Raw genomic sequence first — 25021 nt, forward strand, 5'->3', positions numbered from 1 at the left:
GCCCGATGAACCTCGTCGAACTCACTCAACGCCTGCATGCGATCCGCGACCGCAACCACTGGCGCCCCTTCCACAGCCCGAAGAACCTGGCCATGGCCGCCAGCGTGGAAATGGCCGAGCTGGTGGAGATCTTCCAGTGGCTCGGCGAGGAGCAGTCGCGCCAGCTGGCCCCCGCGCAGCTGGAACACGCCGGCCAGGAAGTCGGCGACATCGTCCTCTACCTGTTGCTGCTGTGCAGCGAGCTGGGCATCGACATGGAACAGGCCGTGCGGGCCAAACTGGCCGACAATGAAAGGCGCTTCAGCCAATGACCGATCGTCACTTCGATGAACTCGCCACCCGCTTCGCCGAGAAGATCTACGGCGGCGCCAAGGGCGCGATCCGCCTGGCCGTGCTCCAGGCCGACCTCAAGGAAGCCCTGCCCGAGCGCCCGCTGCGCGTGCTGGACATCGGCGCGGGCCTCGGCCACATGTCGCTGTGGCTGGCCCAGCGCGGCCATGCGGTGACCCTGGCCGAGCCGGCCGAGCCCATGCTCGACGGCGCCCGCCAGCGCTTTGCCGAAGCCGGTGTCGCCGCCACCTTCATCCAGGCGCCCTGGCAGGAGCTGCTCGGCCAGCTCAACCAGCCCTACGACCTGGTGCTGTGCCATGCGGTGCTGGAATGGCTGGCCGAGCCGCACGCCATCCTGCCGGTGCTGCACCAGCTCACCGCACCGGGCGGCTGGCTGTCGCTGGCCTTCTACAACAAGGACGCGCTGATCTACCGCAACCTGCTCAAGGGGCATTTTCGCAAGCTGCGCAAGGCGCGCTTCGCCGGTGAGGGGCAGAGCCTGACCCCGCAGCGCCCGCTCGACCCACGCGAGCTGGCGGCGCAACTCGCCGAGCACTGGACGGTCGAAATCGAGAGCGGGGTGCGGGTGTTCCACGACTACATGCCGAGCGACTTCCAGGCCAAGGCGGAACTCGCCGACCTGCTGGAAATGGAGCTGGCCTACAGCCGCCACCCGACCTTCGCCGGCCTCGGCCGCTACCTGCACTGGGTGTGCCGGCCACGCTAGGAGTCTTGCCATGCCTGCCCTGCGCTACCTGCTCCTGCTGCCCCTGCTCGCCGCCTGCCAGGGCCCCAACCCCTATGTCGCCGCCAGTCGCCCGCTGCCGCCCGCCCCTGCGGCGGCGGCCACGCACTTCGACCGCAGCGCCTACCCGGCCGCCCCGCGCGACTTCGCCCGCTACCGCAGCTGGAGCTGGCGCGACGGCCAGCTGCCGGCCGGCAGCGCCTGGGCCGACGGCGCGCTGATCGCCGAAGCCCTGGGCAACGGCCTCGACCAGCGCGGCCTGCGCCCCAGCGAGGGCGCCGCCGACCTGCAGGCCAGCATCGCGGTCAGCCTGGAACGCCGCCAGTACCAGCAGTACGACGACTACGGCAGCTACTACGGCCACGGCCCCTACGGCGACCGCTACGGCCTGTACGGCAGCGCGCCGCTGCTGCGCACCTACGAGGTGGAAGTGGCCGTGGTGCGCATCGACCTGTTCGACGGCGCCAGCGGCCAGCCGCTGTGGAGCGGCAGCGCCGAGGCCAGCAGCGGCGGCAGCCAGGCCGAACGGACCGAGGCCCTGCGCCGCGCGGTGCAGCAGGCCCTGGCCGACTACCCACCGGACTGAAACAGAACTTGCCGAAATCCTTGCCTTGCGCTTCGATAGCAGCTCTAGCCCGGAGGTTTCACATGCTGCCCCGCCTGTTGATCATCCCCGCACTGCTGTTGCTGGTCGCCTGCCAGAACGTGCAGGTGGAACGCGACTACGATGCCAGCCGCGACTTCGCCGCCTACCGCAGCTGGAACTGGCAGGAGCCGGCGCTGCAATACCGCCCGCAGGACCCGCGCCTGCAGAGCGACCTCACCGAGCAGCGCATCCGCCAGGCGATCGCCGAGCAGCTCGACCAGCGCGGCCTGCGCGCGGCGTCCGGCGGGGCCCCGGCCGATCTCAAGGTGCAGGCCTGGCTGATCGTCGACCAGCGCCGGGAACAGATCAGCACCAACTATGCCGGCGGTTACTGGGGCGGCTGGGGAGGTTACTGGGGCGCGCCGCTGCACAGCGAAACGCGCACCCTGGACTACCGGGTGGCGACCCTGCAGGTCGATCTGTTCGATGGCCGCGACGGCAAGCTGGTCTGGCGCGGCAGTGCCGAGCAGGTCATGCGCCAGTCGCCACAGCAGCCGAGCGAGCGCGAGGCGGCGATTCGCGCCACCGTTATCCAGATCCTCAACCAGTACCCGCCGCAATGAATGACCGATTGCTCAGCCATCGTCCGGCCCAGGCCGACGACCTTGATACGGTGGTCGGCTTCGTGCACGACGCCGACGAACTGTTCTTCGCCTTCCCCCGCGCCCACTGGCCGCTGACCCGCCAGCAGCTGGCCGAGGCCTGCGCCAGTCGCCAGGGCAGTACGGTGGTGCTGCTCGACCGGCGCCTGGCCGGCTTCGCCAACTTCTACCAATGCCAGCCCGGCGAGTTCTGCGCCCTGGGCAACCTGATGATCGCGCCCTGGGCCCGTGGCCAGGGCGTGGCGCAGCACCTGGTCGGGGTGATGGAGCGCCTCGCCGCGCGCGACTTCCAGGCCCGTGAACTGCACGTCTCCTGCTTCAACCAGAACGCCGCCGGGCTGCTGCTGTATGCGCGCCTGGGCTACCAGCTGAGCGGCCTGGTCGAACGCCAGCGCGGCAACGGCGAGCGGGTGGCGCTGGTGCAGTTCAGTAAACGACTGGGCAGCTGAGCCGCCGCCGGGCCCATGGGGCGCAGCATGCACTTGAACCTGTCGACCGCCGCCACAAGCTGACCGAATCGACAGCTAAGCGCATAATGCGCGGCCCTTTTCCTGCCCGGAGCGCGCCATGCCCAACTGGTGGCTACTCGTCCTGCCCCTGATCGCCGGGGCCTGCCTGCCGTTGCAGGCCGGGATCAACGGCCAGCTGGCCAAGCACCTGTCCAGCTTCATGGCCGCCGCCCTGGTGTCGTTCCTGGTCGGCAGCCTGGCGCTGCTGTTCATCGTCCTGGCCCAGCGCGAGGTCAACGGCCTCGCCGCATTCCGCGGGCTGAGCTGGTGGCACTGGAGCGGCGGCCTGCTCGGCGCCTTCTTCATCGCCACCGCCGCCTTTGCCGGGCCGCGCATCGGCGCCCTGCTGTTCATGGTGCTGGTACTGGCCGGCCAGCTGGGCATGGCCCTGCTGCTCGACCACAACGGCTGGGCCGGCTTTCGCGAGGCGCCGCTGACCCTGGGCAAGGCTGCCGGCCTGGCCCTGATCGTCGCCGGCGTCTGGCTGATCCGCCGCGGCTGACGGCCCCGCACCGGGCGGGCACGACCTACACTTGCCTTATGACCGCCTGAATCGGCGCCAGCCGGTGGCAAGAGGAAACCACGATGTCCCAGGTCATGGCCTGTATCGATGCCTCCCTCAGCGCGGCGGCGGTGTCCGACTACGCCGCCTGGGCCAGCCTGCGCCTGCAGGCGCCGCTGACCCTGCTGCACGTGCTGGATCACCAGCAGTACCCGCAGCACAACGACTTCACCGGGATCATCGGCCTGGGCAACCGCGAACAGCTGCTCCGGGAGCTGGCCGAGCTCGACCTGCAGCGCAACCGGCTGGCCCTGGAGCAGGGCCGCCTGGTACTGCAGGCGGCCAAGGAACGGGTTGCCCGGCAGGGCGTCGGCGCGCCCTCCCTGCGCCAGCGCCACGGCGACCTGGCGCAGACCCTGCACGAGCTGGAAGGCGAAATCGACCTGCTGGTGATCGGCCACCGGGGCGAGGCCGGCGACAGCAGCGGCCGGCTGCTCGGCAGCCACCTGGCAAGCGTGATCCGCACCCTGCACCGGCCGATCCTGGTCTGCCCGGAGCACTTCCAGGCGCCGCGCAACCTGCTGCTGGCCTTCGACGGCAGCCCCAGCTGTCGCCAGGGCGTCGAGCTGCTCGCCGCCAGCCCGCTGTGCCGGGGCCTGCCGGTCCACGTGCTGATGGTCGGCAGCGACAGCGACGAGGCCCGCAGCCAATTGCAGTGGGCAGAACAGCAACTGCAGGGCGACCAGCCGGTGCACCTGGCGCTGCGCGCCGGCGAGGTGGCGGCAACCCTGCACGCCTACCAGCGCGAACAGGCCATCGACCTGCTGGTGATGGGCGCCTACGGCCACTCGCGGCTCCACCAGTTCCTGGTCGGCAGCACCACCACTCAGCTGCTGCGCGCCAGCAGCGGCCCAGTGCTGATACTGCGCTGAACGGCGACAGTGCTGGCAATCTACCGGTCACTCCCTGCTGCCGGGGACTATGCTGGCAACCGGCCGCATTTGTGATCACAACACATGACCGACTCCGATCTGCCGCTGACCGCTAGCCTCGGCTAGTACCACACGGATCAAATCGTCTGGCAGCAAGGGCAGTGGAAACAGACAGTCGGTCAGCCAGAACACCGCCAGAACTCCCTTCAGGTCACCGGCATCAACCTGCAAATCAGCCCGATGGCGAGAACTGCTATGGCCTGCTGATTAGCGGTTAGGCGTAGGCCATTGCAAGCCAAGCCCAGGATCCGCCAGGGAATCGCCACATAAAACGCCAATAAAATGGCAACAACCAACCACCCATCAGATAGCGTCAAATTTACACTGTAAAGTTGGATTAGCACCTGTACAGCATCCAGGCCCAGGGCTATTAGATATCAAACCGATATCAGATGCTGCGAACCGCAGCCTTGGTTCGGTAATACGCGAACAGCAACGCCCGGCCTCAGCGGCCTGCGGTCCCTCAATCGCGCCGTCAGGACTCGTTGAGCGACGCAGACCGGATTGCCTGCAGGGTGATCAGGATCGGCCGAGCTGTAAGCACTTATCAACTCAAGGCAGGACAGCGCAATGGACATCCAAGCATTAGAAAATCCATTACAGCCAGCGCCGGAAGTAACGTGCGGGAAAGTAACGGTCGAGGCCAGCCCGCATTTCGGCATGGCCCCCAGGATTTGGGCCAGCAGCGCAGTAGTCGCACTCGCCCTTGCTGTTGTCCCCTCGCTCGTGTACGCCAAAGACGCCGTGCGCGTAACGGTTGAGGGGGTTGACGGAGGTACGGTGGTACAAAACGGCGCATTCCAGACACCCGGTACTTTCGCCGTCGGCACCGTGAAGATCGATTACCCGATCATCGGCATGCAGTTCCCAGCCGATGAGACGATCAAGCAGTTCCAGCTATGTCTCGATACCATCGAGGGCAAGAGCAAACCCGCCACCGCCTATCCCGCAGTGGTCGATCTAACCCAAGTGGGTACGCCGGACGTAAACCTTGCGCTTTCCCAATCCAGCCTCCAGTTCTCTGGCAGCGGATCTCTAGCATGCACCAACGTCACAGTTTCAGTGCCAGGTTTGGTCGCGAACGATCCTGACTTTCAGGAGGACGGCACCGAACTGGTTGCCAACCTGCAACTGGCAACCGGCCCACGCATTCACTTGGATACGGTGACTACAGTAAAGATTCATCTGACCCTGGTGCACCCATCAGAAATTGCCTGCATTCGGCCGTTGCACATGGTCGCAAACAGCGGTCTAGACAGCAGCCTGAGCGATACAGGCATAACTCTTTCCGTAAATACCAAGACGTTTTTAAACACAAGCCACCAGGGACAGCACGTGGTGGCCCTGGTAAACACCTGCGCAGATGCGCGCACGGTAGGCCTCGACACAACCATCAATGCAAACTTTGAATTGCAAAGCGCAGCAGCGGTACAAACCACCACAAAAAACCAGCAGCCTGTAGATATTCCGCAGCTGCTGGATGCCATCGCCCCGGATGACTTCGGCAACCCGAGCAGTAACATGTGCCTACCAAGTATTGGCATTCCAGGCATGCAGATGTTTGTCGTTAAGCAGCATATCAAGATGAAAAACTCTGCCGCTTACCCCGGGGCCCTAGGCTCTATGACCGATTGGTACTATGGCGACTTCACCTATGCCTCACTGGCGCCGAATACCTGCGCAACACCCAGTCCATCGCCCGATGTAGACCCCAGCACAGGTGAGGTAAGCATTCCTATCAACGGAGTCACTTACAGCGGCCCCACCCCGCCGGACGATGAAACGGCCCCCTAATCGCCCCCCAATGCAAATCGCCCAGAAAATTCTGGGCGATTTGCTTTTTTGCGCTGAGCAATTCAGCCCCCGCGCTCCCTCACCACCAACCGCTCCCGCGTCACCCCCAACGCATTCCAGGCTATCGACTCGACCTGCGGCTGTGGCATCCGGTAGGTGCCGGAGGGGGCGAGCCACAGTCAAGCCTCTTCCCCTTTCGAGGAGTCGCCACGCAGTTCGCTACTGGCAGAGCGAGCAGAGCTGGGCGTTCGGCGCCAGCTTGAAGAACTCCTCGACCGGCAGCTGCACCAGGCTCTCGTGGTCACCGGCCTCCAGGTAGATGTCCGCCTGCCGGGTCAGCTCCGGGTCCACCAGCATGCTCATGCCGTAGGCCTCGCCCAGGGCCGGCACGGCGCCGCGCTCGCAGTCGCGGAACAGGCCGCCAAGGGACTGTTCGCTGGTCAGCTGCCAGCGCCACGGGCCCTTGTGCACCTTGCCCAAGTCCAGCAGCCGGTTGGCCGGGACCACGGCCATCAGGTAATGCCCGCGGCGATCGTCGAGGATCACCGGCTTGGCCATCTGCGCCGCGGGAATGCCGGCCTTGCGTGCCGACTCCAGGCTGGTGGCCGAGTGCGGGTGCTCGACCAGATCGTAATGACAGTCGGCCCGCCGCAAGCTGCGGGCCAGGGTTTCGGCCACATGCATGATCCACCTCCTCGGCCGCCAGTACGGGCGGCACCGATAAGCCAAGTCTAGTCGCCGGCCCTCGCCCGCGACCCCGCACGGCAGAAACACTTGCTGCTATCAGGGCCCGTCGATAGTCGCGAACAGGCTATACGCGCCTGGCTATAATCGCCCCTTTGCCCGGTACCGCGATGTCCGCCCTGCTCGACGCCTGGCGCCACGCTCCGACCCACCGGCGGGTCTGGGCCCTGGCCGCGCCGATGATCCTCTCCAACCTGTCGGTGCCGCTGGTGGCCCTGGTCGACAGCGCCGTGGTCGGCCACCTGCCGCATGCCCACCAGCTCGCCGCGGTGGCGGTCGGCGCCAGCCTGTACACCCTGCTGGTATGGACCTGCGGCTTCCTGCGCATGGGCAGCACCGGCTTCGCCGCCCAGGCCTGCGGCCGCGGCGAGGGCGGCGCCCTGCGCCAGGTGCTGCTGCAGGGCCTGCTGCTGGCCGGCGGCCTGGCCCTGCTGCTCGGCCTGCTGGCCGTGCCGCTGAGCGAGCGGGCGCTGGCCCTGATGCGCCCCTCGGCGCAGCTGCAGCAGCTGGCCGGCGAATTCTTCCGCACCCGCCTGCTCGGCCTGCCGGCGGCGCTGGCCAGCTATGCCCTGATCGGCTGGCTGCTGGGCACGCAGAATGCCCGCGCACCGCTGGCCATGCTGCTCACCACCAACCTGCTCAACGTGCTGCTGGCGCTGTGGTTCGTCCTCGGCCTGGAATGGGGCGTGCTGGGCGCCGCCCGCGCCGCGGTGATCGCCGAATGGAGCGGCTGCCTGCTCGGCCTGGCACTGACCCGCCAGGCCCTGCGCCACCATCCGGGCCGCGCGCAGTGGGCCGCGCTGCGCCGCTGGGCGAGCTGGCGACCGCTGCTGGCGGTCAACCGCGACATCCTGATCCGTACCCTGGCCCTGCAGCTGGTGTTCTTCCTGATCACCGTGCAGGGCACCCGCCTGGGCGATGCCACGGTGGCGGCCAACGCCCTGCTGCTCAACGGCCTGCTGCTCACCGCGCATGCCCTGGATGGTCTGGCCCACGCCGTGGAGGCGCTGTGCGGGCACGCCATCGGCGCCGGCGACCGCGCCGCGCTGCGCCGCGCGCTGGTGGTCGCCGGCGGCTGGTCGCTGCTGGCCAGCCTGGTATTCGCCCTGTTCTTCCTCGGCGCCGGCCCGGCGTTCATCGCCCTGCAGAGCGATATCGCCAGCGTGCGGCAAGTGGCGAGCGGCTACCTGCCCTACCTCGCCGCGCTGCCGTTGCTGGCGGTGTGGAGCTACCTGCTCGACGGCCTGTTCATCGGCGCCACGCGGGCGCGGGAAATGCGCAACGCCATGCTCCTCAGCGTGGCCCTGGCCCTGCCGCTGGGCTGGCTGCTGCAGGGCCTGGGCAATCACGGTCTGTGGCTGGCCTTCCTATGCTTTATGCTGCTCAGGAGCCTGAGCCTCGGCGCCCTGGCCTGGCGCCTGCAGCGTGACGACGCCTGGTTCGCCGCCACTCACTAACGGAGTATCCGATGCTGTCCGCCCCCTGCCCGCCCGATGAAGCCATCCGCCAACGGGCCCTGGATGACCTGGAACTGCTCGACACGCCCGCCGAGCTGTATCTCGACACCCTGGTGCGCCTGACCCGCGAGCTGTTTCAGGTGGATAGCGTGCTGATCAGCCTGATCGACCGCGACCGCCAGTGGTTCAAGGCGCGCATCGGTCTGGAGGTGGCACAGACCCCGCGCGACATTTCCTTCTGCGGCCATGCCGTGGCGGCGCGCAGCCCGCTGGTGGTGGAGGACGCCCGGCTGGACCCGCGCTTCGCCGACAACCCGCTGGTGACGGGTGCGCCCTTCATTCGCTTCTATGCCGGCCAGCCGCTCTACAGCCTGGACCAACAGCCGATCGGCACGCTCTGCCTGCTGCACTCGCAGCCACGCGGCCTCACGCCTGAGGAGGGCCAGCGCCTGCGCGACCTGGCCACCCTGGTCGAGGGGTACCTGCATCTGCGCACGCTCGGCCAGCAGGCGCAACGGCTGCGCCAGGCGGTCAGCCGTGAACAGCGCAAGGCGCTGATCGACCCGCTGACCCAGCTGTGGAACCGTGCCGGACTCCAGCAGTTCTACGCCCGCGAGCAGGCCGCGGCCGGCGAACAGGGCCTGCAGCTGGCGCTGATCTATTGCGACCTCGACCACTTCAAGCGGGTCAACGACCAGTTCGGCCACGCCGGCGGCGACCAGGTGCTGTGGCAGAGCGCGCGGCGCATGAGTGCGGCCCTGCGCCCGAACGATGTGCTGGTGCGCCTGGGTGGCGAGGAGTTCATTGCCCTGGTCAGCGTGCATGACGCCGGCGAACTGCACGGCATCGCCGAGCGCATGCGCCAGACCCTTGGCGGCACGCCGATGAGCGTCGGCCAGCACAGCCTGACGGTGACCGCCAGCCTGGGCACCGCCATCGCCGCCGCGGGGGAAGCGCAGGCCACGCTACTGGAGCGCGCCGACAGCGCGCTGTACCTTGCCAAGCAACAGGGCCGCGACAGAACGGTCCACGCCAGCCACCCGCACTGAGGAATGCCCATGGCCGATGCCATTGCCGCCAGCCTGCACTACCTGTCGATCTTCATCCTGTTCGCCCTGCTCACCAGCGAGCACATCCTGTTCAAGCCGGAGCTGGATGCCGCCACCGCGCGGCGCCTGCAGCGCATCGACATCGCCTATGGCATCAGCGCCGGCCTGGTGCTGCTGACCGGCGCGGTACGCGTGCTGTGGTACGGCAAGGGCCTGGACTACTACCTGCACAACGGCCTGTTCCACGCCAAGGTCGGCCTGTTCCTGCTGGTCGGCCTGCTCTCGGCGCTGCCGACGCTGACCTTCTTCAACTGGCGCAACGACCTGCTGGCCGGCCGGGCGCCGCAGATCAGCCCGGCCAACGCCCGCCGCACGATCCTGGTGATCCGCCTGGAGCTGTTGCTGCTGCTGGCCATGCCGGTGCTGGCCAGCCTGATGGCGCGCGGGGTCGGCATGTTCGCTGGGTGAGCGGCGCCCCTGGGCAGACAGCAAAAAGCCCGGCCGAGGCCGGGCTTCCGCTTGCCGTGGCGCGCTTACGACGACAGGTAGGACGAGCGGGTCAGGCCCAGGCGCAGGGCATCCAGGTACTGGGTGCGCTCACGGGCGCTGAGCTTGGCGCCGGCCACCTTGTCGCGGTAGTAGGTCATCAGCTCCTCGGGCGACAGGTGCACGTAGCGCAGCATGTCCTCGATGGTGTCGTGGGTCTCGATGCCGGCGTGGTACACGCTGCCATCCGGGTGCTGGTAGATGTTCACCGAGTCGGTGTCGCCGAACAGGTTGTGCATGTCGCCGAGGATTTCCTGGTAGGCGCCGACCAGAAACACGCCCAGCAGGTAGTCCTCGCCTTCGCGCACTTCATGCACCGGCAGGCTGGTCTCGATCGACTGCTCGTCGACGTACTGCTTGATCTTGCCGTCCGAGTCGCAGGTCAGGTCCTGCAGCACGGCGCGGCGCAGCGGCTCCTCGTCGAGGCGGTGCAGCGGCAGGATCGGCAGGATCTGGCCGATGGCCCAGGTGTCCGGCAGGCTCTGGAACACCGAGAAGTTGCAGATGTACTTGTCCGCCAGCTTGTCGTTGAGTTCGTCGAGCACCTGGCGGTGCGAGCGCTGGCGGGCCTTCAGCGAGGTGTGCAGGCGCCGGCACACGGCGAAGTAGCACTGCTCGGCCAGGGCCTTCTGGGTCAGGCTGAGCTTGCCGTCGGCGTACTGCGCGGCCACGTCGCTCATGTAGTGGGTGGCGCGCCAGTAGGTCTCGGTGACCATCTCGATATCGGTGGGGCCGAGCAGGTCGACCAGCCACTGCACGGTCTCCGGCAGGCTGGCCTTGTCCTCAATCAGCGGCACCTCGTCGTTGTGCCGCTCGACATCGGTGACCTGCATCACCAGCACCGCGTGGTGGGCGCTCAGCGCCCGGCCGCTCTCGGAGAAGATGTGCGGGTGCGGCAGGCCCTGGGCGTCGCAGAACTCCTTGAGCATGCCGACCACCACGCCGGCGTAGTCGTCCATGTCGTAGTTGATCGAGCTGGCGTTGCGCGAATGGGTGCCGTCGTAGTCCACGCCGAGGCCGCCGCCGACGTCGATGTGGTCGACCGGCAGGCCCAGGCCGCGCAGCTCGCCGTAGTAGCGGATGGCTTCCTTGAAGCCGTGCTGGTAGTCGGCCAGGTTGGCGATCTGCGAGCCCATGTGGAAGTGCAGCAGGCGGATGCCCTGGTCCAGCTTGGCCGCGCGGAAACGCTCGATCACCGACAGCAGCTGCGCCGCGGACAGGCCGAACTTGGACTTCTCGCCGCCGGTGTCGGCCCACTTCGAGGAGGCCAGCGAGGACAGGCGCACGCGCAGGCCGATCTGCGGGGCGACCTTGAGCTCGGCCGCCTCGTCGATGACGAACTGCACCTCGGATTCCTTCTCGATGACGATGAACACGTTATGGCCGAGCTTCTGCCCCATCAGCGCCAGGCGGATGAACTCGCGGTCCTTGTAGCCGTTGCAGACGATGGTGCCGCCCTTCGGCGCCAGGGCCAGCACGGCCATCAGCTCGGGCTTGGAGCCGGCTTCCAGGCCGATGGACACGTCCTGGGTGGCGATGATGTTTTCCACCACCGCTTCCTGCTGGTTGACCTTGATCGGGTACAGCGCGGTGTAGCGGCTCTGGTATTCCAGGCGCGCGATATTGGCGTCGAAGGCGCCGGTCAGCTGGCGCACGCGGTGCTGCAGGATGTCCGGGAAGCGCACCAGCAGCGGCAGCGACAGGCCGCTCTGGCGCAGGCCGTCGAGCTGGGCGTAGAGGTCGATCGGTGCGCTGTCCGGGCCGTTGGGACGGACCTCGACCCGACCGGCGTCGTTGATCGCGAAAAAGCCGGCGCCCCAGTGGCGAATGCCATACACGCTGCGGCTGTCCGCAACGGTCCACTGGCTGCCGTCGTCTTTGCGTGTGCGTCTTGCGGCCATCGAGGTCTCCCTATAGCGAGTCAAAGCTGCAGCTCCCTGGGAGCGCAGGTGTAAGGCATGGATATGACGATTACAGGTACATGGACTGCACCCGTATGAGAGAAGTTTAGAAAGCCCCGGCTCAGCCGCCGGACTTCTTGGCCTTGAAACCGCGCTTGGCGAGTTCTTCGAGGAGCAGCTCGACCATGTCGCCCTGGATCTCGATGACCCCGTCCTTCAGCCCGCCGCCGCAGCCGCAGCGTTTCTTCAGGGCGCTGGCCAGCTCCTTGAGCTCGGCCTCGGCCAGCGGCACGCCGCTGACGGTGGTGACGGTCTTGCCGCCGCGGCCCTTGGTTTCCCGGCGCACGCGAGCGATGCCGTCGCCGGCGGGCAGCTGGCTCTGCTTGCAGATGCAGGCAGCCACAGGCTGGCCGCAGTCGGGGCAATGCCGACCGCTGTCGGTGGAATAGACGAGACCGCCCAGGGCGGTAAACGACGAAGCTTTCTTGACCACCGGCTTTTCCTCTTGGGTTGGTCAGGATAGCGACTGGCTGACAGGCGTCAGCCGCGAGGCCCCACTCAGGCAGGGGCAGCGCAGCCGGGCTGGGGGCCCGGCTTCAAAGGTCGCGCAGTGTAGCGGCAAAGATCGCCCTTGCTAAGTGCGAAATTGCGCCATTGATCGATGGATTGGCGACGCCGTGCGGCATCCCGCACAAGGCTGTCTTGAAATACTGCACAAAGCCAGGCGCGGCAGGGGTTGCAGCGGTTCAGGCGAGGCTGGCCAGGTAGCTGCGCAGCGCCTGCAGCGAGTCGGGGCAGAACGGCTTGGTCTCGACCTCGCGCAGCACCTGTGGCAACGGCAGAAAGCGTGCCTCCAGCACTTCCTCCGGCTGCAGCAGCAGCGGCGCATCGGAGACCGCCGAGAACACCGCGCACCACAGGCGGTTGTCCGGCTGGTCGAAGAAGAAGCGCTGGTGCTCGCGCAGCTCGGCGCCGGCGATGCCCAGTTCCTCGTGCAGTTCGCGGGCGGCCGATTCGGCGTAGCTCTCGCCCGCACCGACCATGCCGCCGGCCGCCACGTCCCAGTAGCCGGGATAGAGGGCCTTGCTCAGGGTGCGCCGATGCACGCACAGCTCGCCGGCGGAGTTGAACAGCAGGATGAAGGTGCCGCGACCGATCAGTCCGCGCTCGCGCAGCTCGGCGCGCGGCAGGCTGCCGAGCAGCTGGTCGCGCTCGTCGACCCAGGCGATGCGCTCGGCATCGGAGGCGGCACGGTGCGCCGCCTCGCGGGCGGAAATCGCCACTGCCTCAACCCCCGCCCGGGTTGCTGGAGCAGCCGGACGCGGCGCGATCCCCGATCGCACAGGCAGGCATGGCTCAGCCCTGGGTCAGCAGGGTGCGCAGGTCGATGATCGCCGCGTTGGCCCGCGAGATGTAGTTGGCCATCACCAGCGAGTGGTTGGCCAGCACGCCGTAACCGCTGCCGTTGAGCACCATCGGGCTCCACAGCGGCTCCTGCGCCGCCTCCAGCTCGCGGATGATCTGCCGCACGCTGACGGTGGCATTCTTCTTCGCCAGCACATCGGCGAAGTCCACCTCGATGGCGCGCAGCAGGTGCGACAGGGCCCAGGCCTGGCCGCGGGCCTCGTAGAACACGTTGTCGATCTGCATCCAGGGGGTCTTCACCTCCTCCTCGCTGACCGACGGCGCCTCGCCTTCGGCCGGCGCCGCGCCCGACAGGTCGGTATTCAGACGTACCCGGCCGACGCTGGCGGACAGGCGCTGGGACAGCGAACCGAGACGGGTGGCGACATCGCCCAGCCAGTTGTTGAGGTTGTCGGCGCGGGTATAGAACTGCGCATTGGGCTGGCCCGGATCAGCCAGGCGGGCCAGGTAGCGATCCAGCGACTTGATGCCCTCGACGTATTCCGATTCCGACGCCGGCAGCGCCCAGCTCTTGTTGTCGAAGTTGAAGCGCGGCTCGGCCTTGGCCAGATCCGGGTCTTCGGTGGACTGCGACTGGGAACGGGCGAAGTCCTTGCGCAGGGCACGCGACAGGTCGCGCACCTGCACCAGCACGCCGTATTCCCAGGCCGGCATGTTGTCCAGCCACAGGCCGGGCGGGGCGATGTCGTTGGACAGGTAGCCGCCGGGCTTGCCCAGCAGCGTGCCGGACACCTGCTTGAGGGTCTCCACCGTGGTGTAGCCGCTGACCAGCTTGCGCTGCGCCTGCTCGGCCGCCGCCTGGGCCTGTTGCTGCACCGGGAACAGCGCCGGTTCCTGGCTCCAGTACCAGCCGACCAGCAGCGCGCCCAGCAGGTAGAGCGCCAGCAGGCTGCCCAGGGTGCGGCTCAGCCACAGGCCGCCGAAATAGCTGCGCACATCGTCCACCGAGTCATCGACGCTGCCGCGCAGGTCTTCTGTGCGTTTCTTCCAATCCAGCATGGTCATAATCCTTAAATCGTCTTGCCCAATTTACCGACCACGGCCCAGACCTGGGGGTTGCCGGCCGTGCACTATAAGTGAAGCCTAGGAGCAAACGCAGCGCCGCGGGAAGCCTGAAGGAACTAAAAGCGGGCAAATCCGCCAAATGATGAAAGGTTGACGCCATATGATCGACGGCAGTGGCACTGCAATCGCCCAGTGGTAGCATGAGGCCATCATCCAGCCCGCAACACGGGCCACGACAGACTCCCGACCCATGACCGAGCAAGAAGATCCCAGCCGCGACCGCCTCAAGCAGCACTTCGCCAAACGGGTGATTCACCAGGCCCGCCAGGTCCTGGAAGTCTGGCAGCGCCTGCAGTTGGGCGAATGGAATGCCGCCGACATGGCCGAACTGAGCGAGGCCAATCTCGGCCTGCTGCGCTATGCCGAACGCTTCGAGCAGGCGGTGCACACCCAGCTGGCCGCCAGCATCGGCAACTGCCTGACGGCCGTGGAGGCCAACCGCGGCCGGCTCAACAGCCCGCTGATCAGCGAGCTCAACCTGCTCATGCAGCGCCTGTCGCGCACCGGCCTGCGGCATGCCGACCAGTACGAGCAGACCTTCCTGCCACCGCTGCGCAAGCCGGTTTACCTGGCCCTGCAGGACGTTGAGCGCGCCGAGCGCCTGGCCCAGCAACTGGAGTTCTTCGGCCTCAGCGCCCAGGCCCTGCCCAGCGCCAATGCCTTCCGCGCCGCCATGGCCGAACGCCATCCGGCGGCGATCCTGATGGAAATCGACTTCGCCGCCCCGGGCCTCGGCCTGCAGCTGGCCAACGAGGCCCAGCAGGGCCTGGAACAGAAGCTGCCGCTGCTGTTCTTCAGCCACGGCGAAACCGACACCCCGACCCGCCTGGCCGCCGTGCGCGCCGGCGGCCAGGAGTTCTTCACCGACAGCCTGGACGCCTCCAGCCTGATCGAGCGCATCGAGGTGCTTACCCACGTCAGCCAGTACGACCCGTACAGGGTGCTGATCATCGACGACTCGCGGGCCCAGGCCACCCATACCGAGCGCGTGCTGAACAGCGCCGGGATCGTCACCCGCACCCTCACCGAGCCGATCCAGGCGATGGCCGAGCTGGCCGAGTTCCAGCCGGACCTGATCATCCTCGACATGTACATGCCCGAATGCAACGGCCCGGAACTGGCCAAGGTGATCCGCCACAACGACCGCTACGTCAGCGTGCCGATCATCTACCTGTCCGCCGAGGACGACCTGGACAAGCAGCTCGACGCCATGAGCGAGGGCGGCGACGACTTCCTGACCAAGCCGATCAAACCGCGCCACCTGATCGCCACCGTGCGCAACCGCGCCAGCCGCGCGCGCAACCTCAAGTCGCGCATGGTGCGCGACAGCCTCACCGGGCTGTACAACCACACCCATACCCTGCAGCTGCTCGAGGATGCGCGCTTCCGCGCCCGCCGCGACGGCCAGCCGCTGTCCTTCGCGATGCTCGACATCGACCACTTCAAGAAGGTCAACGACACCTTCGGCCACCCCATGGGCGACCGGGTGATCAAGAGCCTGGCGTTGTTCCTCAAGCAGCGCCTGCGCAAGACCGACCATATCGGCCGCTACGGCGGCGAGGAATTCGCTGTGGTCCTGCCCGACACCGACGCCGCCACCGCGGCCAAGGTGCTCGACGAGATCCGCCGGCGCTTCGCCGAAATCCACTACCCGGCGCAGCCCCATGACCTGTCCTGCACCTTCAGCTGCGGCATCGCCGAACTGCGCGACGGCCTGGACGGCAACCAGCTGTCCAAGCAGGCCGACGAGGCGCTGTACGTGGCCAAGCACGGCGGGCGCAACCGGGTGGAAATCCACCGCGACTGAGCCCGGCAGAGCGTGACGAACGTCACGCTGTCATAAAGCCGCAATCAAACCGCAATAACCTCGACGGCACCGAATCAGTCCTCCGGTTGCCGTCATGCGCCTCAAACTGCTCACCAACCTGTCCACCGCCCTCCTGGTCATCGCCTGCCTGGCCCTCGGCGCCACCCTGTGGTGGTCGGAACGGGCGCTGGAGCGGCCCTACCTGCTGATGCAGCGCTACCTGAACCTGTCCCAGCAGTTCCAGCACCAGGTCGCCGACAACATCCAGGATTACCTCGGCAGCGGCGACGCCCTGCGCCACAGTGCCGCCAGCCAGGCCATCGCCAGCCTGGAGCAGAGCCTCGGCGAGCTGCCCGCGCAGCTGGCCGCCGAACTGCGCCCCAGCCTGTCCGAACTCAGCCAGTTCGCTGCCACCGACCTGCTCGCCGCCGGCAAGCTGGCCGGCGATCCGCAGGGCCTGCTGCTGCAGGCCGAGCGCGAAATGAGCGGCAGCCTCGAACAGCTGGACAAATACAGCCGCGACAGCCAGAGCAGCGAAGCCGCCCGCTACCAGGCACCGCTGTTCCAGGCCGCCCAGCACCTGACGCGCCTGGCCCATGCCCGCGCCAAGCTGGCCAGCAGCGGACGCAGCGAGCTGCTCGCCGATGTCGAACGCGAACTGGCCGCCCTCGGCCTGCAGGCCGCCACCCTCGACAGCCTGCCGCTGCTCGGCGTGACCGCCAGCGCAGAGGCCAGCAGCAACAGCTTCAGCGCCCTGCTCGGCCTGGCCGATAGCGGCGAGCCCGAGCAGGCCGAGGACCGCGGCATCGCCCTCAAGCGCGACCTGGCCAGCCTGCTCAAGCGCTACCCGGGCGAACTGGCGCGCACCCGCGAACTGATCGACAAGCGCGCCGAGCTGGCGCGCAGCAGCAGCGCCAAGATCGAGCAGCTGCAAACCGCCCTGGCCGCCCTGGAGCCGGCGGTGCGCGCCGAGCACGGGCGCATCCAGGGCGAAGTGCGGCTGATCCAGGCCCTGATGATCGGCCTGATCCTGCTGATCGCCCTGGCCCTAGACCGCATCCAGCGCCGCCTGAGCAATGTCCTCAGCCGCCTGGCCCCGGCCCTGGGCACCTGGGCCGCCGGCGACTTCGCCGCCGACATCACGCTCAATTCGCAGACCCGCGAAATGCGCGACATCGAGGACTCGCTGAACCGCCTGCGCCGCTACCTGGTCGAGCTGGTCGGCACCATCCACCACAACGCCGCCCAGGTCGCCGGCAGCAGCCGCACCCTGGCCGATCTCAGCCAGGGCCTGCACGGCGGCGCCGAGCGCCAGCTGGCCGACACCGCGCAGATCCGCGATGCCCTCGGCGAGCTGGAAGGCACCATCGCCCAGGTCGCCGACGACGCCAGCCAGGCCGCCGACGCCAGCCGCGCCGCCAGCCGCGCGGTGGAACAGGGCCAGCGGGTGATCGAACAGAGCCTCACCGGCCTGCATGCGCTGGTCGGCAAGGTGCAGGGCAACGCCCAGTCCGTCGAACAGCTGGCCAGCGAAACCGCCACCATCGGCCAGGTGCTCACGGTGATCCGCGGGGTGGCCGAGCAGACCAACCTGCTGGCGCTGAACGCCGCCATCGAGGCGGCGCGGGCCGGCGAGATGGGCCGCGGTTTCGCCGTGGTCGCCGAGGAAGTGCGCTCCCTGGCCCAGCGCACCAGCGGCGCCACCGAAGAGATCCAGCAGCTGATCGCCCGCCTGCAGCAGGCCGCGCAGCAGTCGGTGGCGGCCATGCGCGCCCAGGTCGAGCACGCCGAAACCACCGCCGGCCAGGCCGCCGAGGCCGACGGTGCGCTCGACGAAGTGGTCGAGGCGATCCGTACCATCGCCAGCATGGCCGAGCGCATCGCCGAGGCCACCGCCCAGCAGGGCGGCGCCGCCAGCGAGATCCGCGGCCACAGCCAGCGCATCCACCATCTCGGCAGCGACAACCTGGCGCACATCGGCGAAGCCCGCCAGCAGGGCGAGCAGCTGCTGCATCTGGGTGGCCAGCTGAATACCGCGGTGCAGGCCTTTCGCGTCGGCTAGGGCCGTGCCGCGGGATGGCCGTCCATCACCCGGCAACATTCACTAACCCTGTGCGCCATCCAGTCGCCTAGGGTCGCTGCGCCGAGTTGGGTATGATGGCCGCAAGTCCGTCGTGCGAGCCCGCCATGCGCCGTCTGTTGCCTCTCGTCCTGTTCCTGCTGTTCAGCCTGCCGGCCACTGCCGGCCTGTTCGACAAGCTGCCCGACGCGCCCCTGGGCGCCCCGCTGAACAACAGTGCCGACTTCCTGCCGGTACGCGAAGCCTTCCACCTGAGCCTGGTGGAAAGCTCACCGACTGCGGTGAAGCTGCGCTTCGTCAATGCCGAGGGCTACTACCTCTATCGCCACGCCTTCAAGTTCCGCATCGAACCGAGCGACCTGGCCAAGGGCGAGGCCGTGATCCCGGCCGGCCAGCCCAAGCACGATGAATACTTCGGCGATGTCGAGGTGTACTACGGCATCACCGACATAGAGCTGCCGCTGGACAACCCCATCGGCCTGCCGTTTACCGTCCACGTCACCTACCAGGGTTGCGCCGACAAGGGCCTGTGCTATCCGCCGGAGAACGAGCGCCTGGAAGTCGGCCAAGCCGCCAGCACAGCACCGGCCAGCGTGGCCGGCGAACCGGCCGGCACAAGCGCCACGCCCCCCGCCAACGCCAGCGGCTGGAGCTGGCAGGAACTGGGCCTGTTCTTCCTCGCCGGCCTCGGCCTGGCCTTTACCCCTTGCGTGCTGCCGATGCTGCCGATCCTCACCGGCGTGGTCCTGCGCGGCCAGCCCGGCGGCCTGCGCGGCCTGGTGCTGTCGCTGGCCTACGTGCTGCCGATGGCCGCCAGCTTCGCCGTGCTCGGCGCGCTGATGGGCCTGTTCGGCGCCGAACTCAACCTGCAGGCGCGCCTGCAGTCGCCCTGGGTACTGGTGCCCTTCGCGCTGTTCTTCGCCCTGTTCGCCGCCGCCAGCCTGGGCTTCCTCGAATTGCGCCTGCCGCAGGCCATCGACGGCCCGCTGCAGCGCCTGAGCCAGCGCATCCACGGCGGCACGGTGCTCAGCGCCGCGCTGCTCGGCGCCCTCAGCAGCCTGCTGGTCTCGCCCTGCGTGTCGGCACCGCTGGCCGGCGCCCTGCTGTATATCAGCGCCAGCGGCGATGGCCTCGGCGGCGGCCTCAAGCTGCTGGCCCTGGGCCTGGGCATGGGCGCCCCGCTGGTGCTGTTCGCCGTCGGCGGCGGCGCCCTGCTGCCACGCTCCGGTTCCTGGATGGTCAGCGTGCGCAACGCCTTCGGCGCCCTGCTGCTGGCGGTATCGATCTGGCTGCTCGAGCGCGTGCTGCCCGGCCCGCTCAGCCTGGCCCTGTGGGGCCTGCTGGCCGCCGGCGTGGCCCTGTGGCTGGGCGTGCTGGAGCTGACGCCGAAGACCCACCACCAGAAGGTCGCGCAGGTGCTCGGCCTGCCGCTGCTGGTGTACGCCATCGTCGCCTGGGTCGGCGCCCTGCAGGGACAGAGCGACCCGCTGCGCCCGCTCGGCCTGCCCAGCGCCGCCGCCGCGCCCGTCAGCGCGCCCGCCAGCAGTTGGCAGAGCATCAGCAGCCCGGCCGAACTGGAGGCCGCCCTGGCCGCGGCGAAAAGCGCCGGCCAGCCGCTGCTGCTGGACTGGTACGCGGACTGGTGCATCAGCTGCAAGGTGATCGAGCGCGAAGTGCTGACAGCGCCGACAGTGACCAGCCAGCTCGGTGCCTACCGGCTAATCCGCTTCGATATCACCGAGAGCAACCCCGCGCAGCGCGCCCTGCTCGACCGTTACCAGCTGTTCGGCCCGCCGGCGATCCTGTTCTTCTCCGCCACGGGTGACGAATGGACGGATTTGCGTGTCGTAGGAGAGATCAGCGCCGCCGACTTTGCCGAGCGGTTGACCCGCGCGAGCAGCCGCCAGCCGTAACGGCGTCACATCTTTGCCGTAAAGTTCGGCCATCGTGGCGACTACTGTCGGCAACTGGACAGCCCGCAGTGCTTTCGGCATAGTCCCGGCCATCCCCCGGACAGAACAAGGACAACTGCATGGCCACCCTCCTGGTGCTGCACGGCCCCAATCTCAATCTGCTGGGCAGCCGCGAGCCCGGCGTCTATGGCGCCACCACCCTGGCCCAGATCAATCAGGATCTCGAGCAGCGCGCCCGCGCCGCCGGGCATCACCTGCAGTACCTGCAGAGCAATGCCGAGTACGAACTGATCGAGCGCATTCACGCCGCAAAAGGCGAAGGTGTCGACTTTATCCTGATCAATCCTGCCGCTTTTACTCACACCAGCGTCGCATTACGTGACGCATTGCTGGCGGTGAGCATCCCATTCATCGAAGTGCACCTGTCCAACGTGCACAAACGTGAAGCCTTCCGCCATCACTCCTACTTTTCCGACGTAGCCGTGGGAGTGATCTGCGGCCTTGGCGCCAGCGGTTATCGGCTGGCCCTGGAGGCTGCCCTGGAACAACTAGAACGCCCCTGACGACCTCACCTTGGGAGTTGCAAAGCTATGGATATCCGTAAAGTCAAAAAACTGATCGAACTGCTGGAAGAGTCCGGCATCGACGAACTGGAGATCCGCGAGGGCGAAGAGTCCGTGCGCATCAGCCGCCACAGCAAGCAACCGGCCTATGCCCCGCAGCCGGTGTATGCCCAGGCTCCGGCCCCGGTTGCCGCACCGGTCGCTGCCGCCCCGGCCGCCGCCGAAGCCGCTGCCCCGGCCGCCGCCAAGCTGAACGGCACCGTGGCCCGTTCGCCGATGGTCGGCACCTTCTACCGCGCCGCCTCGCCGACCTCCGGCAACTTCGTTGAAGTGGGCCAGCACGTGAAGAAAGGCGACATCCTGTGCATCGTCGAAGCGATGAAGATGATGAACCACATCGAGGCCGAAGCCAGCGGCGTGATCGAATCCATCCTGGTGGAAAACGGCCAGCCGGTGGAATACGACCAGCCCCTGTTCACCATCGTTTGATGCGCGGGGAACCTGCGATGCAGAAGCTGGAAAAAGTCCTGATCGCCAACCGTGGCGAAATTGCTCTGCGCATCCTGCGCGCCTGCAAGGAACTGGGCATCAAGACCGTGGCCGTGCACTCCACCGCCGACCGCGAACTGATGCACCTGGGCCTGGCCGACGAGTCCGTGTGCATCGGCCCGGCGCCGGGCGCCCTGTCCTACCTGAACATCCCGGCGATCATCAGCGCCGCCGAAGTCACCGGCGCCACGGCGATCCACCCGGGCTACGGCTTCCTCGCCGAGAACGCCGACTTCGCCGAACAGGTGGAGAACTCCGGCTTCGCCTTCATCGGCCCGAAAGCCGACACCATCCGCCTGATGGGCGACAAGGTCTCGGCCAAGAACGCCATGATCAAGTCCGGCGTCCCGGTAGTACCCGGCTCCGACGGCCCGCTGCCGGAAGACGAAGAAACCGCCCTGCAGATTGCCCGCGAAGTCGGCTACCCGGTGATCATCAAGGCTGCCGGCGGCGGCGGCGGTCGCGGCATGCGCGTGGTGCACAACGAGGAAGACCTGATCAAGTCGGCCAAGCTGACCCGCACCGAAGCCGGTGCCGCGTTCGGCAACCCGATGGTCTACTTGGAGAAGTTCCTCGGCAATCCGCGTCACGTGGAAGTCCAGGTCCTGTCCGACGGCCAGGGCAACGCCATCCACCTGGGCGACCGCGACTGCTCGCTGCAGCGCCGCCACCAGAAGGTGCTGGAAGAAGCGCCGGCCCCGGGCATCGACGAGAAGGCCCGCGCCGAAGTGCTCAAGCGCTGCGTCGACGCCTGCATCGAGATCGGCTACCGCGGCGCCGGCACCTTCGAGTTCCTCTACGAAGACGGCCGTTTCTACTTCATCGAGATGAACACCCGCGTGCAGGTCGAGCATCCGGTCACCGAAATGGTCACCGGCATCGACATCGTCAAGGAGATGCTCAGCATCGCCGCCGGCAACAAGCTGTCGATCAAGCAGAGCGACGTGGTCATCCGCGGTCACGCCCTGGAGTGCCGGATCAACGCCGAGGACCCGGACAACTTCATGCCCTGCCCCGGCAAGGTCAAGCACTACCATGCTCCGGGCGGCAACGGCGTGCGCGTCGACTCGCACCTGTACAGCGGCTACGCGGTACCGCCGAACTACGACTCGCTGATCGGCAAGCTGATCACCTACGGCAAGGATCGCGACGAAGCCATGGCGCGCATGCGCAATGCCCTGGACGAGATCGTGGTCGACGGGATCAAGACCAATATCCCGCTGCACCGCGACCTGGTGGTCGACAAGGGCTTCAACAAGGGCGGCGTGAATATCCACTACCTCGAGAAAAAACTCGGGATGGATAAGCACTAAGCTCCATTGCTGCACGCGACAAGGGCTGCCCACGGGCGGCCCTTGTCGTTTCCGCCCGGCGCCTGCGCTGGCAGGCGCCCCACCCGTTCAAGTAAGCTGCGCGGCCAATCGCGCCAACCCGCCGCATCGCTCTCGAGGTTTCCCCATGCCCTGGTTACAAGTCCGTCTCGCCATCACCCCGGATCAGGCGCAAACCTATGAAGACGCCCTGCTCGGCGTCGGCGCCGTCTCCGTGACCTTCATGGACGCCGAAGACCAGCCGATCTTCGAGCCGGACCTGGGCACCACCCCGCTGTGGTCGCACACCCACCTGCTGGCCCTGTTCGAGGCCGACACCGACCCGGCCAACCTGATCGCCCACCTGGAACTGCTGACCGGCGCGCCACTGCCCGAGCACCAGATCGAGCAGATCGAGGACCAGGACTGGGAACGCAGCTGGATGGACAACTTCCAGCCGATGCGCTTCGGCCGGCGCCTGTGGATCGTGCCGAGCTGGCACGCCGCGCCGGAGCCGGAGGCGGTCAACCTGTTGCTCGACCCGGGCCTGGCCTTCGGCACCGGCACCCACCCGACCACCGCCCTGTGCCTGGAATGGCTGGACGGCCAGGACCTGCAGGGCTGCAGCGTGCTGGATTTCGGCTGCGGCTCGGGCATCCTGGCCATCGCCGCCCTGCTCCTCGGCGCACCCCAAGCGGTCGGCACCGACATCGACCCGCAGGCCCTGGAGGCCTCGCGCGACAATGCCTCGCGCAACGGCATCGAGCCGGCACGCTTCCCCGTCTACCTGCCGGCCGACCTGCCGCAGCAGCAGGCCGACGTGGTGGTGGCCAACATCCTCGCCGGGCCGCTGGTCACCCTGGCGCCGCAGATCACCAGCCTGGTCAAGAGCGGCGGGCGCCTGGCGCTGTCCGGCATCCTCGCCGAACAGGCCGACGAGGTTCGCGCCGCCTATCAGGACGCCTTCAACCTCGATCCGACCGCAAGCAAGGATGGCTGGGTCCGCATCAGCGGGGTCAAGCGCTAGTAGCGCCGGCATGAGCTTGAGTAAACTAGCGCCACGTTTTGCACGGATCGCCGCATGACCGACAGTTTCGTCACCCAGTGCCCCCACTGCCGTACCAGTTTCCGCATCAGCCGCGCCCAGTTGGGGGCGGCCCATGGGGCGGTGCGCTGTGGCGCCTGCATGCATGTGTTCAATGCCGCCCAGCAGCTGCTGGTCGACCAGACGCGCGCCAAACCGGCGGCCGAGCCCACGCCGCCAGCAGCGGCCCGCCCCGCTACCCCGGCGGTCGCACCCGCCGCGCAGCCCAAGGTCGCTCCGGCTCCGGCTCCGGCTCCGGCTCCGGCTGCCAGCCTGGACAAGCCCGCCGCACCGCCCAAGCAGTCCGTCGACACCCTGTGGATCCATGACGATCTCGACCTCGACAACCTCGACCTGGACGAGGAGCTGGCCAAGCTGGAAGAGCAGGAAATGCAGCTGTCCCAGGCCTTCGTCGCGCTCAAGCCGGCCAGCGAAGACGGCGCCGACCTGCTCAAGGCTCCGACCGAGGCACACGACCCGCATGACGAAGGCTGGGCCGAATCCCTGCTGCACGAGGACAAGCCCGCCGCCCTCAGCATCACGCCGCCCCGCAGCAACGCCCCGGCTGTCGAAGCGCCCGAGCCGGCCGCCCCGAGCGCACCGCTCGAACGCAAGGAACCCAGCCTGCACGCCGAGCGCGACGAAGACGAATTCGCCGAACCCGCCGCCGAGCAGCTGAGCGATAGCGACTACGCCCCCGCTGCCGGGCACAGCAAGCCCGAGCGCAACGAGCCGGCGCTGCGCGACGACAGCCTGCTGAACCTGGAAGAAGAGCCGCTGCAACTGGACTGGCAGGAAGCCAGGAAGCCCTGGGGCCGCTGGCTCGGCTGGGGCCTGCTGAACCTGCTGGCCGCCGGCGCTCTGACCAGCCAGTACGTGGCCTACCACTTCGAGGAACTGGCCCGCCAGGACCAGTACCGCCCCTGGTTCGAACAGCTGTGCCCGGAAATCGGCTGCGTGCTGCCGTCCAAGGTCGATATCGAGCAGATCAAGAGCAGCAACCTGGTGGTGCGCAGCCACCCGGAGTTCCGCGACTCGCTGGTGGTCGACGCGATCATCTACAACCGCGCACCCTTCGCCCAGCCCTTCCCCCTGCTGGAACTGCGCTTCGCCGACCTCAATGGCCAACTACTGGCCAGCCGTCGCTTCAAGCCGGGCGAATACCTCGGCGGCGAACTGGCCGGCCAGGCGGAAATGCCGCCGCAGACGCCGATCCACGTGTCCCTGGAAATCCTCGATCCGGGCACCAAGGCGGTCAACTACAGCCTCAGCTTCCACTCCCCGGAATAAGCCTGAAAGTGCCGGATTTCCGGCACTTGCACGGCTAGCCATACCCTATGGCGATAAGCCGGCAGCTGCTCATAATTTGTTCAAAACAGCCTTTATCCGGTCACCGAGAGCGGGTATC

At 67.7% G+C, this 25021-nt stretch carries 23 protein-coding genes and 1 pseudogene; 19 read left to right on the forward strand and 5 right to left on the reverse strand.

Annotated elements, in window-relative coordinates; all coding sequences use genetic code 11:
- Positions 1 to 5: 5 nt before the first annotated feature.
- The 8 genes from GV001_RS16935 to GV001_RS16970 all read left to right on the forward strand — a co-directional run bounded on the left by GV001_RS16935 (position 6) and on the right by GV001_RS16970 (position 6120).
- Entirely contained in the window at positions 6 to 311 is a 306-nt protein-coding gene (locus GV001_RS16935; protein ID WP_160081933.1) for a nucleotide pyrophosphohydrolase, read from the forward strand.
- On the forward strand, positions 308 to 1057 hold the full coding sequence (locus tag GV001_RS16940; protein ID WP_160081935.1) for a methyltransferase domain-containing protein: 750 nt from the start codon (positions 308 to 310) through the stop codon (positions 1055 to 1057). Before GV001_RS16935 ends, GV001_RS16940 begins: the two co-directional genes overlap by 4 nt.
- 10 nt (positions 1058 to 1067) lie before the next feature.
- Entirely contained in the window at positions 1068 to 1661 is a 594-nt protein-coding gene (locus tag GV001_RS16945; protein ID WP_160081937.1) for a DUF4136 domain-containing protein, read from the forward strand.
- A 62-nt stretch (positions 1662 to 1723) separates the two neighbouring features.
- On the forward strand, positions 1724 to 2284 hold the full coding sequence (locus GV001_RS16950; RefSeq protein WP_160081939.1) for a DUF4136 domain-containing protein: 561 nt from the start codon (positions 1724 to 1726) through the stop codon (positions 2282 to 2284).
- On the forward strand, positions 2281 to 2772 hold the full coding sequence (locus GV001_RS16955) for a GNAT family N-acetyltransferase (protein ID WP_160081941.1): 492 nt from the start codon (positions 2281 to 2283) through the stop codon (positions 2770 to 2772). Before GV001_RS16950 ends, GV001_RS16955 begins: the two co-directional genes overlap by 4 nt.
- Before the next feature lie 118 nt (positions 2773 to 2890).
- The gene (locus tag GV001_RS16960; protein WP_160081943.1) at positions 2891 to 3334 is read left to right on the forward strand and encodes a DMT family transporter; all 444 of its coding nucleotides are present in this window, start codon (positions 2891 to 2893) and stop codon (positions 3332 to 3334) included.
- Positions 3335 to 3417: 83 nt separating this feature from the next.
- Complete coding sequence (locus GV001_RS16965) at positions 3418 to 4266, forward strand: universal stress protein (protein ID WP_160081945.1); 849 nt, start codon at positions 3418 to 3420, stop codon at positions 4264 to 4266.
- A 630-nt stretch (positions 4267 to 4896) separates the two neighbouring features.
- Entirely contained in the window at positions 4897 to 6120 is a 1224-nt protein-coding gene (locus GV001_RS16970) for a hypothetical protein (RefSeq protein WP_160081947.1), read from the forward strand.
- A 219-nt stretch (positions 6121 to 6339) separates the two neighbouring features.
- Here the strand turns inward: GV001_RS16970 and GV001_RS16975 are convergent, their stop codons facing one another.
- A complete protein-coding gene (locus tag GV001_RS16975; protein ID WP_160081949.1) occupies positions 6340 to 6804 on the reverse strand; it encodes an aminoacyl-tRNA deacylase in 465 nt (154 codons plus the stop codon).
- A 170-nt stretch (positions 6805 to 6974) separates the two neighbouring features.
- Between GV001_RS16975 and GV001_RS16980 the strand changes: the two genes are divergently transcribed.
- From GV001_RS16980 to GV001_RS16990, 3 genes are read left to right on the forward strand one after another with little or no spacing between them, the layout of a single operon-like run.
- Positions 6975 to 8321, forward strand: coding sequence for an MATE family efflux transporter (locus GV001_RS16980; protein ID WP_160081951.1), 1347 nt, complete (start codon positions 6975 to 6977; stop codon positions 8319 to 8321).
- A gap of 11 nt (positions 8322 to 8332) precedes the next feature.
- Positions 8333 to 9370 (forward strand): diguanylate cyclase, encoded by a 1038-nt coding sequence (locus GV001_RS16985; protein ID WP_160081953.1) that lies wholly within the window; start codon positions 8333 to 8335, stop codon positions 9368 to 9370.
- Between the two features lie 9 nt (positions 9371 to 9379).
- Positions 9380 to 9838, forward strand: coding sequence for a DUF2214 family protein (locus GV001_RS16990; RefSeq protein ID WP_160081955.1), 459 nt, complete (start codon positions 9380 to 9382; stop codon positions 9836 to 9838).
- Positions 9839 to 9903: 65 nt separating this feature from the next.
- Here GV001_RS16990 and speA read toward each other — a convergent pair whose 3' ends face one another.
- The 4 genes from speA to GV001_RS17010 form a co-directional block, all read right to left on the reverse strand.
- Entirely contained in the window at positions 9904 to 11817 is a 1914-nt protein-coding gene (speA, locus tag GV001_RS16995) for an arginine decarboxylase (protein ID WP_160081957.1), read from the reverse strand.
- Between the two features lie 121 nt (positions 11818 to 11938).
- A complete protein-coding gene (locus GV001_RS17000; RefSeq protein WP_160081959.1) occupies positions 11939 to 12310 on the reverse strand; it encodes a translation initiation factor Sui1 in 372 nt (123 codons plus the stop codon).
- Positions 12311 to 12563: 253 nt separating this feature from the next.
- Entirely contained in the window at positions 12564 to 13148 is a 585-nt protein-coding gene (locus GV001_RS17005; protein WP_372238593.1) for an NUDIX hydrolase, read from the reverse strand.
- 25 nt (positions 13149 to 13173) lie between these two features.
- A complete protein-coding gene (locus tag GV001_RS17010; RefSeq protein ID WP_160081963.1) occupies positions 13174 to 14241 on the reverse strand; it encodes a DUF2333 family protein in 1068 nt (355 codons plus the stop codon).
- A 256-nt stretch (positions 14242 to 14497) separates the two neighbouring features.
- On the opposite strand from GV001_RS17010, the gene GV001_RS17015 reads away from it, so the two are divergent.
- From GV001_RS17015 to GV001_RS17050, 8 genes and pseudogenes are all read left to right on the forward strand, one after another.
- Positions 14498 to 16114 carry a PleD family two-component system response regulator gene (locus GV001_RS17015; RefSeq protein ID WP_160081965.1) on the forward strand — a complete coding sequence of 539 codons (1617 nt, stop codon included), beginning with the start codon at positions 14498 to 14500 and terminating at the stop codon, positions 16112 to 16114.
- Positions 16115 to 17657: 1543 nt separating this feature from the next.
- Positions 17658 to 18176, forward strand: a pseudogene (locus GV001_RS20440) (methyl-accepting chemotaxis protein); the annotation flags it as partial.
- A 125-nt stretch (positions 18177 to 18301) separates the two neighbouring features.
- Positions 18302 to 20107 (forward strand): protein-disulfide reductase DsbD, encoded by a 1806-nt coding sequence (gene dsbD, locus GV001_RS17025; RefSeq protein ID WP_160081967.1) that lies wholly within the window; start codon positions 18302 to 18304, stop codon positions 20105 to 20107.
- A gap of 119 nt (positions 20108 to 20226) precedes the next feature.
- A complete protein-coding gene (gene aroQ / locus GV001_RS17030) occupies positions 20227 to 20670 on the forward strand; it encodes a type II 3-dehydroquinate dehydratase (protein ID WP_160081968.1) in 444 nt (147 codons plus the stop codon).
- A gap of 27 nt (positions 20671 to 20697) precedes the next feature.
- A complete protein-coding gene (gene accB / locus GV001_RS17035; RefSeq protein WP_160081969.1) occupies positions 20698 to 21159 on the forward strand; it encodes an acetyl-CoA carboxylase biotin carboxyl carrier protein in 462 nt (153 codons plus the stop codon).
- A gap of 17 nt (positions 21160 to 21176) precedes the next feature.
- The gene (gene accC, locus GV001_RS17040) at positions 21177 to 22532 is read left to right on the forward strand and encodes an acetyl-CoA carboxylase biotin carboxylase subunit (RefSeq protein ID WP_160081970.1); all 1356 of its coding nucleotides are present in this window, start codon (positions 21177 to 21179) and stop codon (positions 22530 to 22532) included.
- A gap of 145 nt (positions 22533 to 22677) precedes the next feature.
- Entirely contained in the window at positions 22678 to 23556 is an 879-nt protein-coding gene (gene prmA / locus GV001_RS17045; protein ID WP_160081971.1) for a 50S ribosomal protein L11 methyltransferase, read from the forward strand.
- 54 nt (positions 23557 to 23610) lie between these two features.
- The gene (locus GV001_RS17050) at positions 23611 to 24903 is read left to right on the forward strand and encodes a DUF3426 domain-containing protein (protein ID WP_160081972.1); all 1293 of its coding nucleotides are present in this window, start codon (positions 23611 to 23613) and stop codon (positions 24901 to 24903) included.
- Positions 24904 to 25021 lie beyond the last annotated feature (118 nt).

Source organism: Pseudomonas sp. 8AS (assembly GCF_902506505.1).
In the GTDB taxonomy this organism is placed as follows: Bacteria; Pseudomonadota; Gammaproteobacteria; order Pseudomonadales; family Pseudomonadaceae; genus Aquipseudomonas.

Coding starts and splice junctions, on each gene's coding strand:
- GV001_RS16935 (WP_160081933.1), top strand. CDS start 6: ATGAACCTCGTCGAACTCACTCAACGCCTGCATGCGATCCGCGACCGC.
- GV001_RS16940 (WP_160081935.1), top strand. CDS start 308: ATGACCGATCGTCACTTCGATGAACTCGCCACCCGCTTCGCCGAGAAG.
- GV001_RS16945 (WP_160081937.1), top strand. CDS start 1,068: ATGCCTGCCCTGCGCTACCTGCTCCTGCTGCCCCTGCTCGCCGCCTGC.
- GV001_RS16950 (WP_160081939.1), top strand. CDS start 1,724: ATGCTGCCCCGCCTGTTGATCATCCCCGCACTGCTGTTGCTGGTCGCC.
- GV001_RS16955 (WP_160081941.1), top strand. CDS start 2,281: ATGAATGACCGATTGCTCAGCCATCGTCCGGCCCAGGCCGACGACCTT.
- GV001_RS16960 (WP_160081943.1), top strand. CDS start 2,891: ATGCCCAACTGGTGGCTACTCGTCCTGCCCCTGATCGCCGGGGCCTGC.
- GV001_RS16965 (WP_160081945.1), top strand. CDS start 3,418: ATGTCCCAGGTCATGGCCTGTATCGATGCCTCCCTCAGCGCGGCGGCG.
- GV001_RS16970 (WP_160081947.1), top strand. CDS start 4,897: ATGGACATCCAAGCATTAGAAAATCCATTACAGCCAGCGCCGGAAGTA.
- GV001_RS16975 (WP_160081949.1), bottom strand. CDS start 6,804: ATGCATGTGGCCGAAACCCTGGCCCGCAGCTTGCGGCGGGCCGACTGT.
- GV001_RS16980 (WP_160081951.1), top strand. CDS start 6,975: ATGTCCGCCCTGCTCGACGCCTGGCGCCACGCTCCGACCCACCGGCGG.
- GV001_RS16985 (WP_160081953.1), top strand. CDS start 8,333: ATGCTGTCCGCCCCCTGCCCGCCCGATGAAGCCATCCGCCAACGGGCC.
- GV001_RS16990 (WP_160081955.1), top strand. CDS start 9,380: ATGGCCGATGCCATTGCCGCCAGCCTGCACTACCTGTCGATCTTCATC.
- speA (WP_160081957.1), bottom strand. CDS start 11,817: ATGGCCGCAAGACGCACACGCAAAGACGACGGCAGCCAGTGGACCGTT.
- GV001_RS17010 (WP_160081963.1), bottom strand. CDS start 14,241: ATGCTGGATTGGAAGAAACGCACAGAAGACCTGCGCGGCAGCGTCGAT.
- GV001_RS17015 (WP_160081965.1), top strand. CDS start 14,498: ATGACCGAGCAAGAAGATCCCAGCCGCGACCGCCTCAAGCAGCACTTC.
- dsbD (WP_160081967.1), top strand. CDS start 18,302: ATGCGCCGTCTGTTGCCTCTCGTCCTGTTCCTGCTGTTCAGCCTGCCG.
- aroQ (WP_160081968.1), top strand. CDS start 20,227: ATGGCCACCCTCCTGGTGCTGCACGGCCCCAATCTCAATCTGCTGGGC.
- accB (WP_160081969.1), top strand. CDS start 20,698: ATGGATATCCGTAAAGTCAAAAAACTGATCGAACTGCTGGAAGAGTCC.
- accC (WP_160081970.1), top strand. CDS start 21,177: ATGCAGAAGCTGGAAAAAGTCCTGATCGCCAACCGTGGCGAAATTGCT.
- prmA (WP_160081971.1), top strand. CDS start 22,678: ATGCCCTGGTTACAAGTCCGTCTCGCCATCACCCCGGATCAGGCGCAA.
- GV001_RS17050 (WP_160081972.1), top strand. CDS start 23,611: ATGACCGACAGTTTCGTCACCCAGTGCCCCCACTGCCGTACCAGTTTC.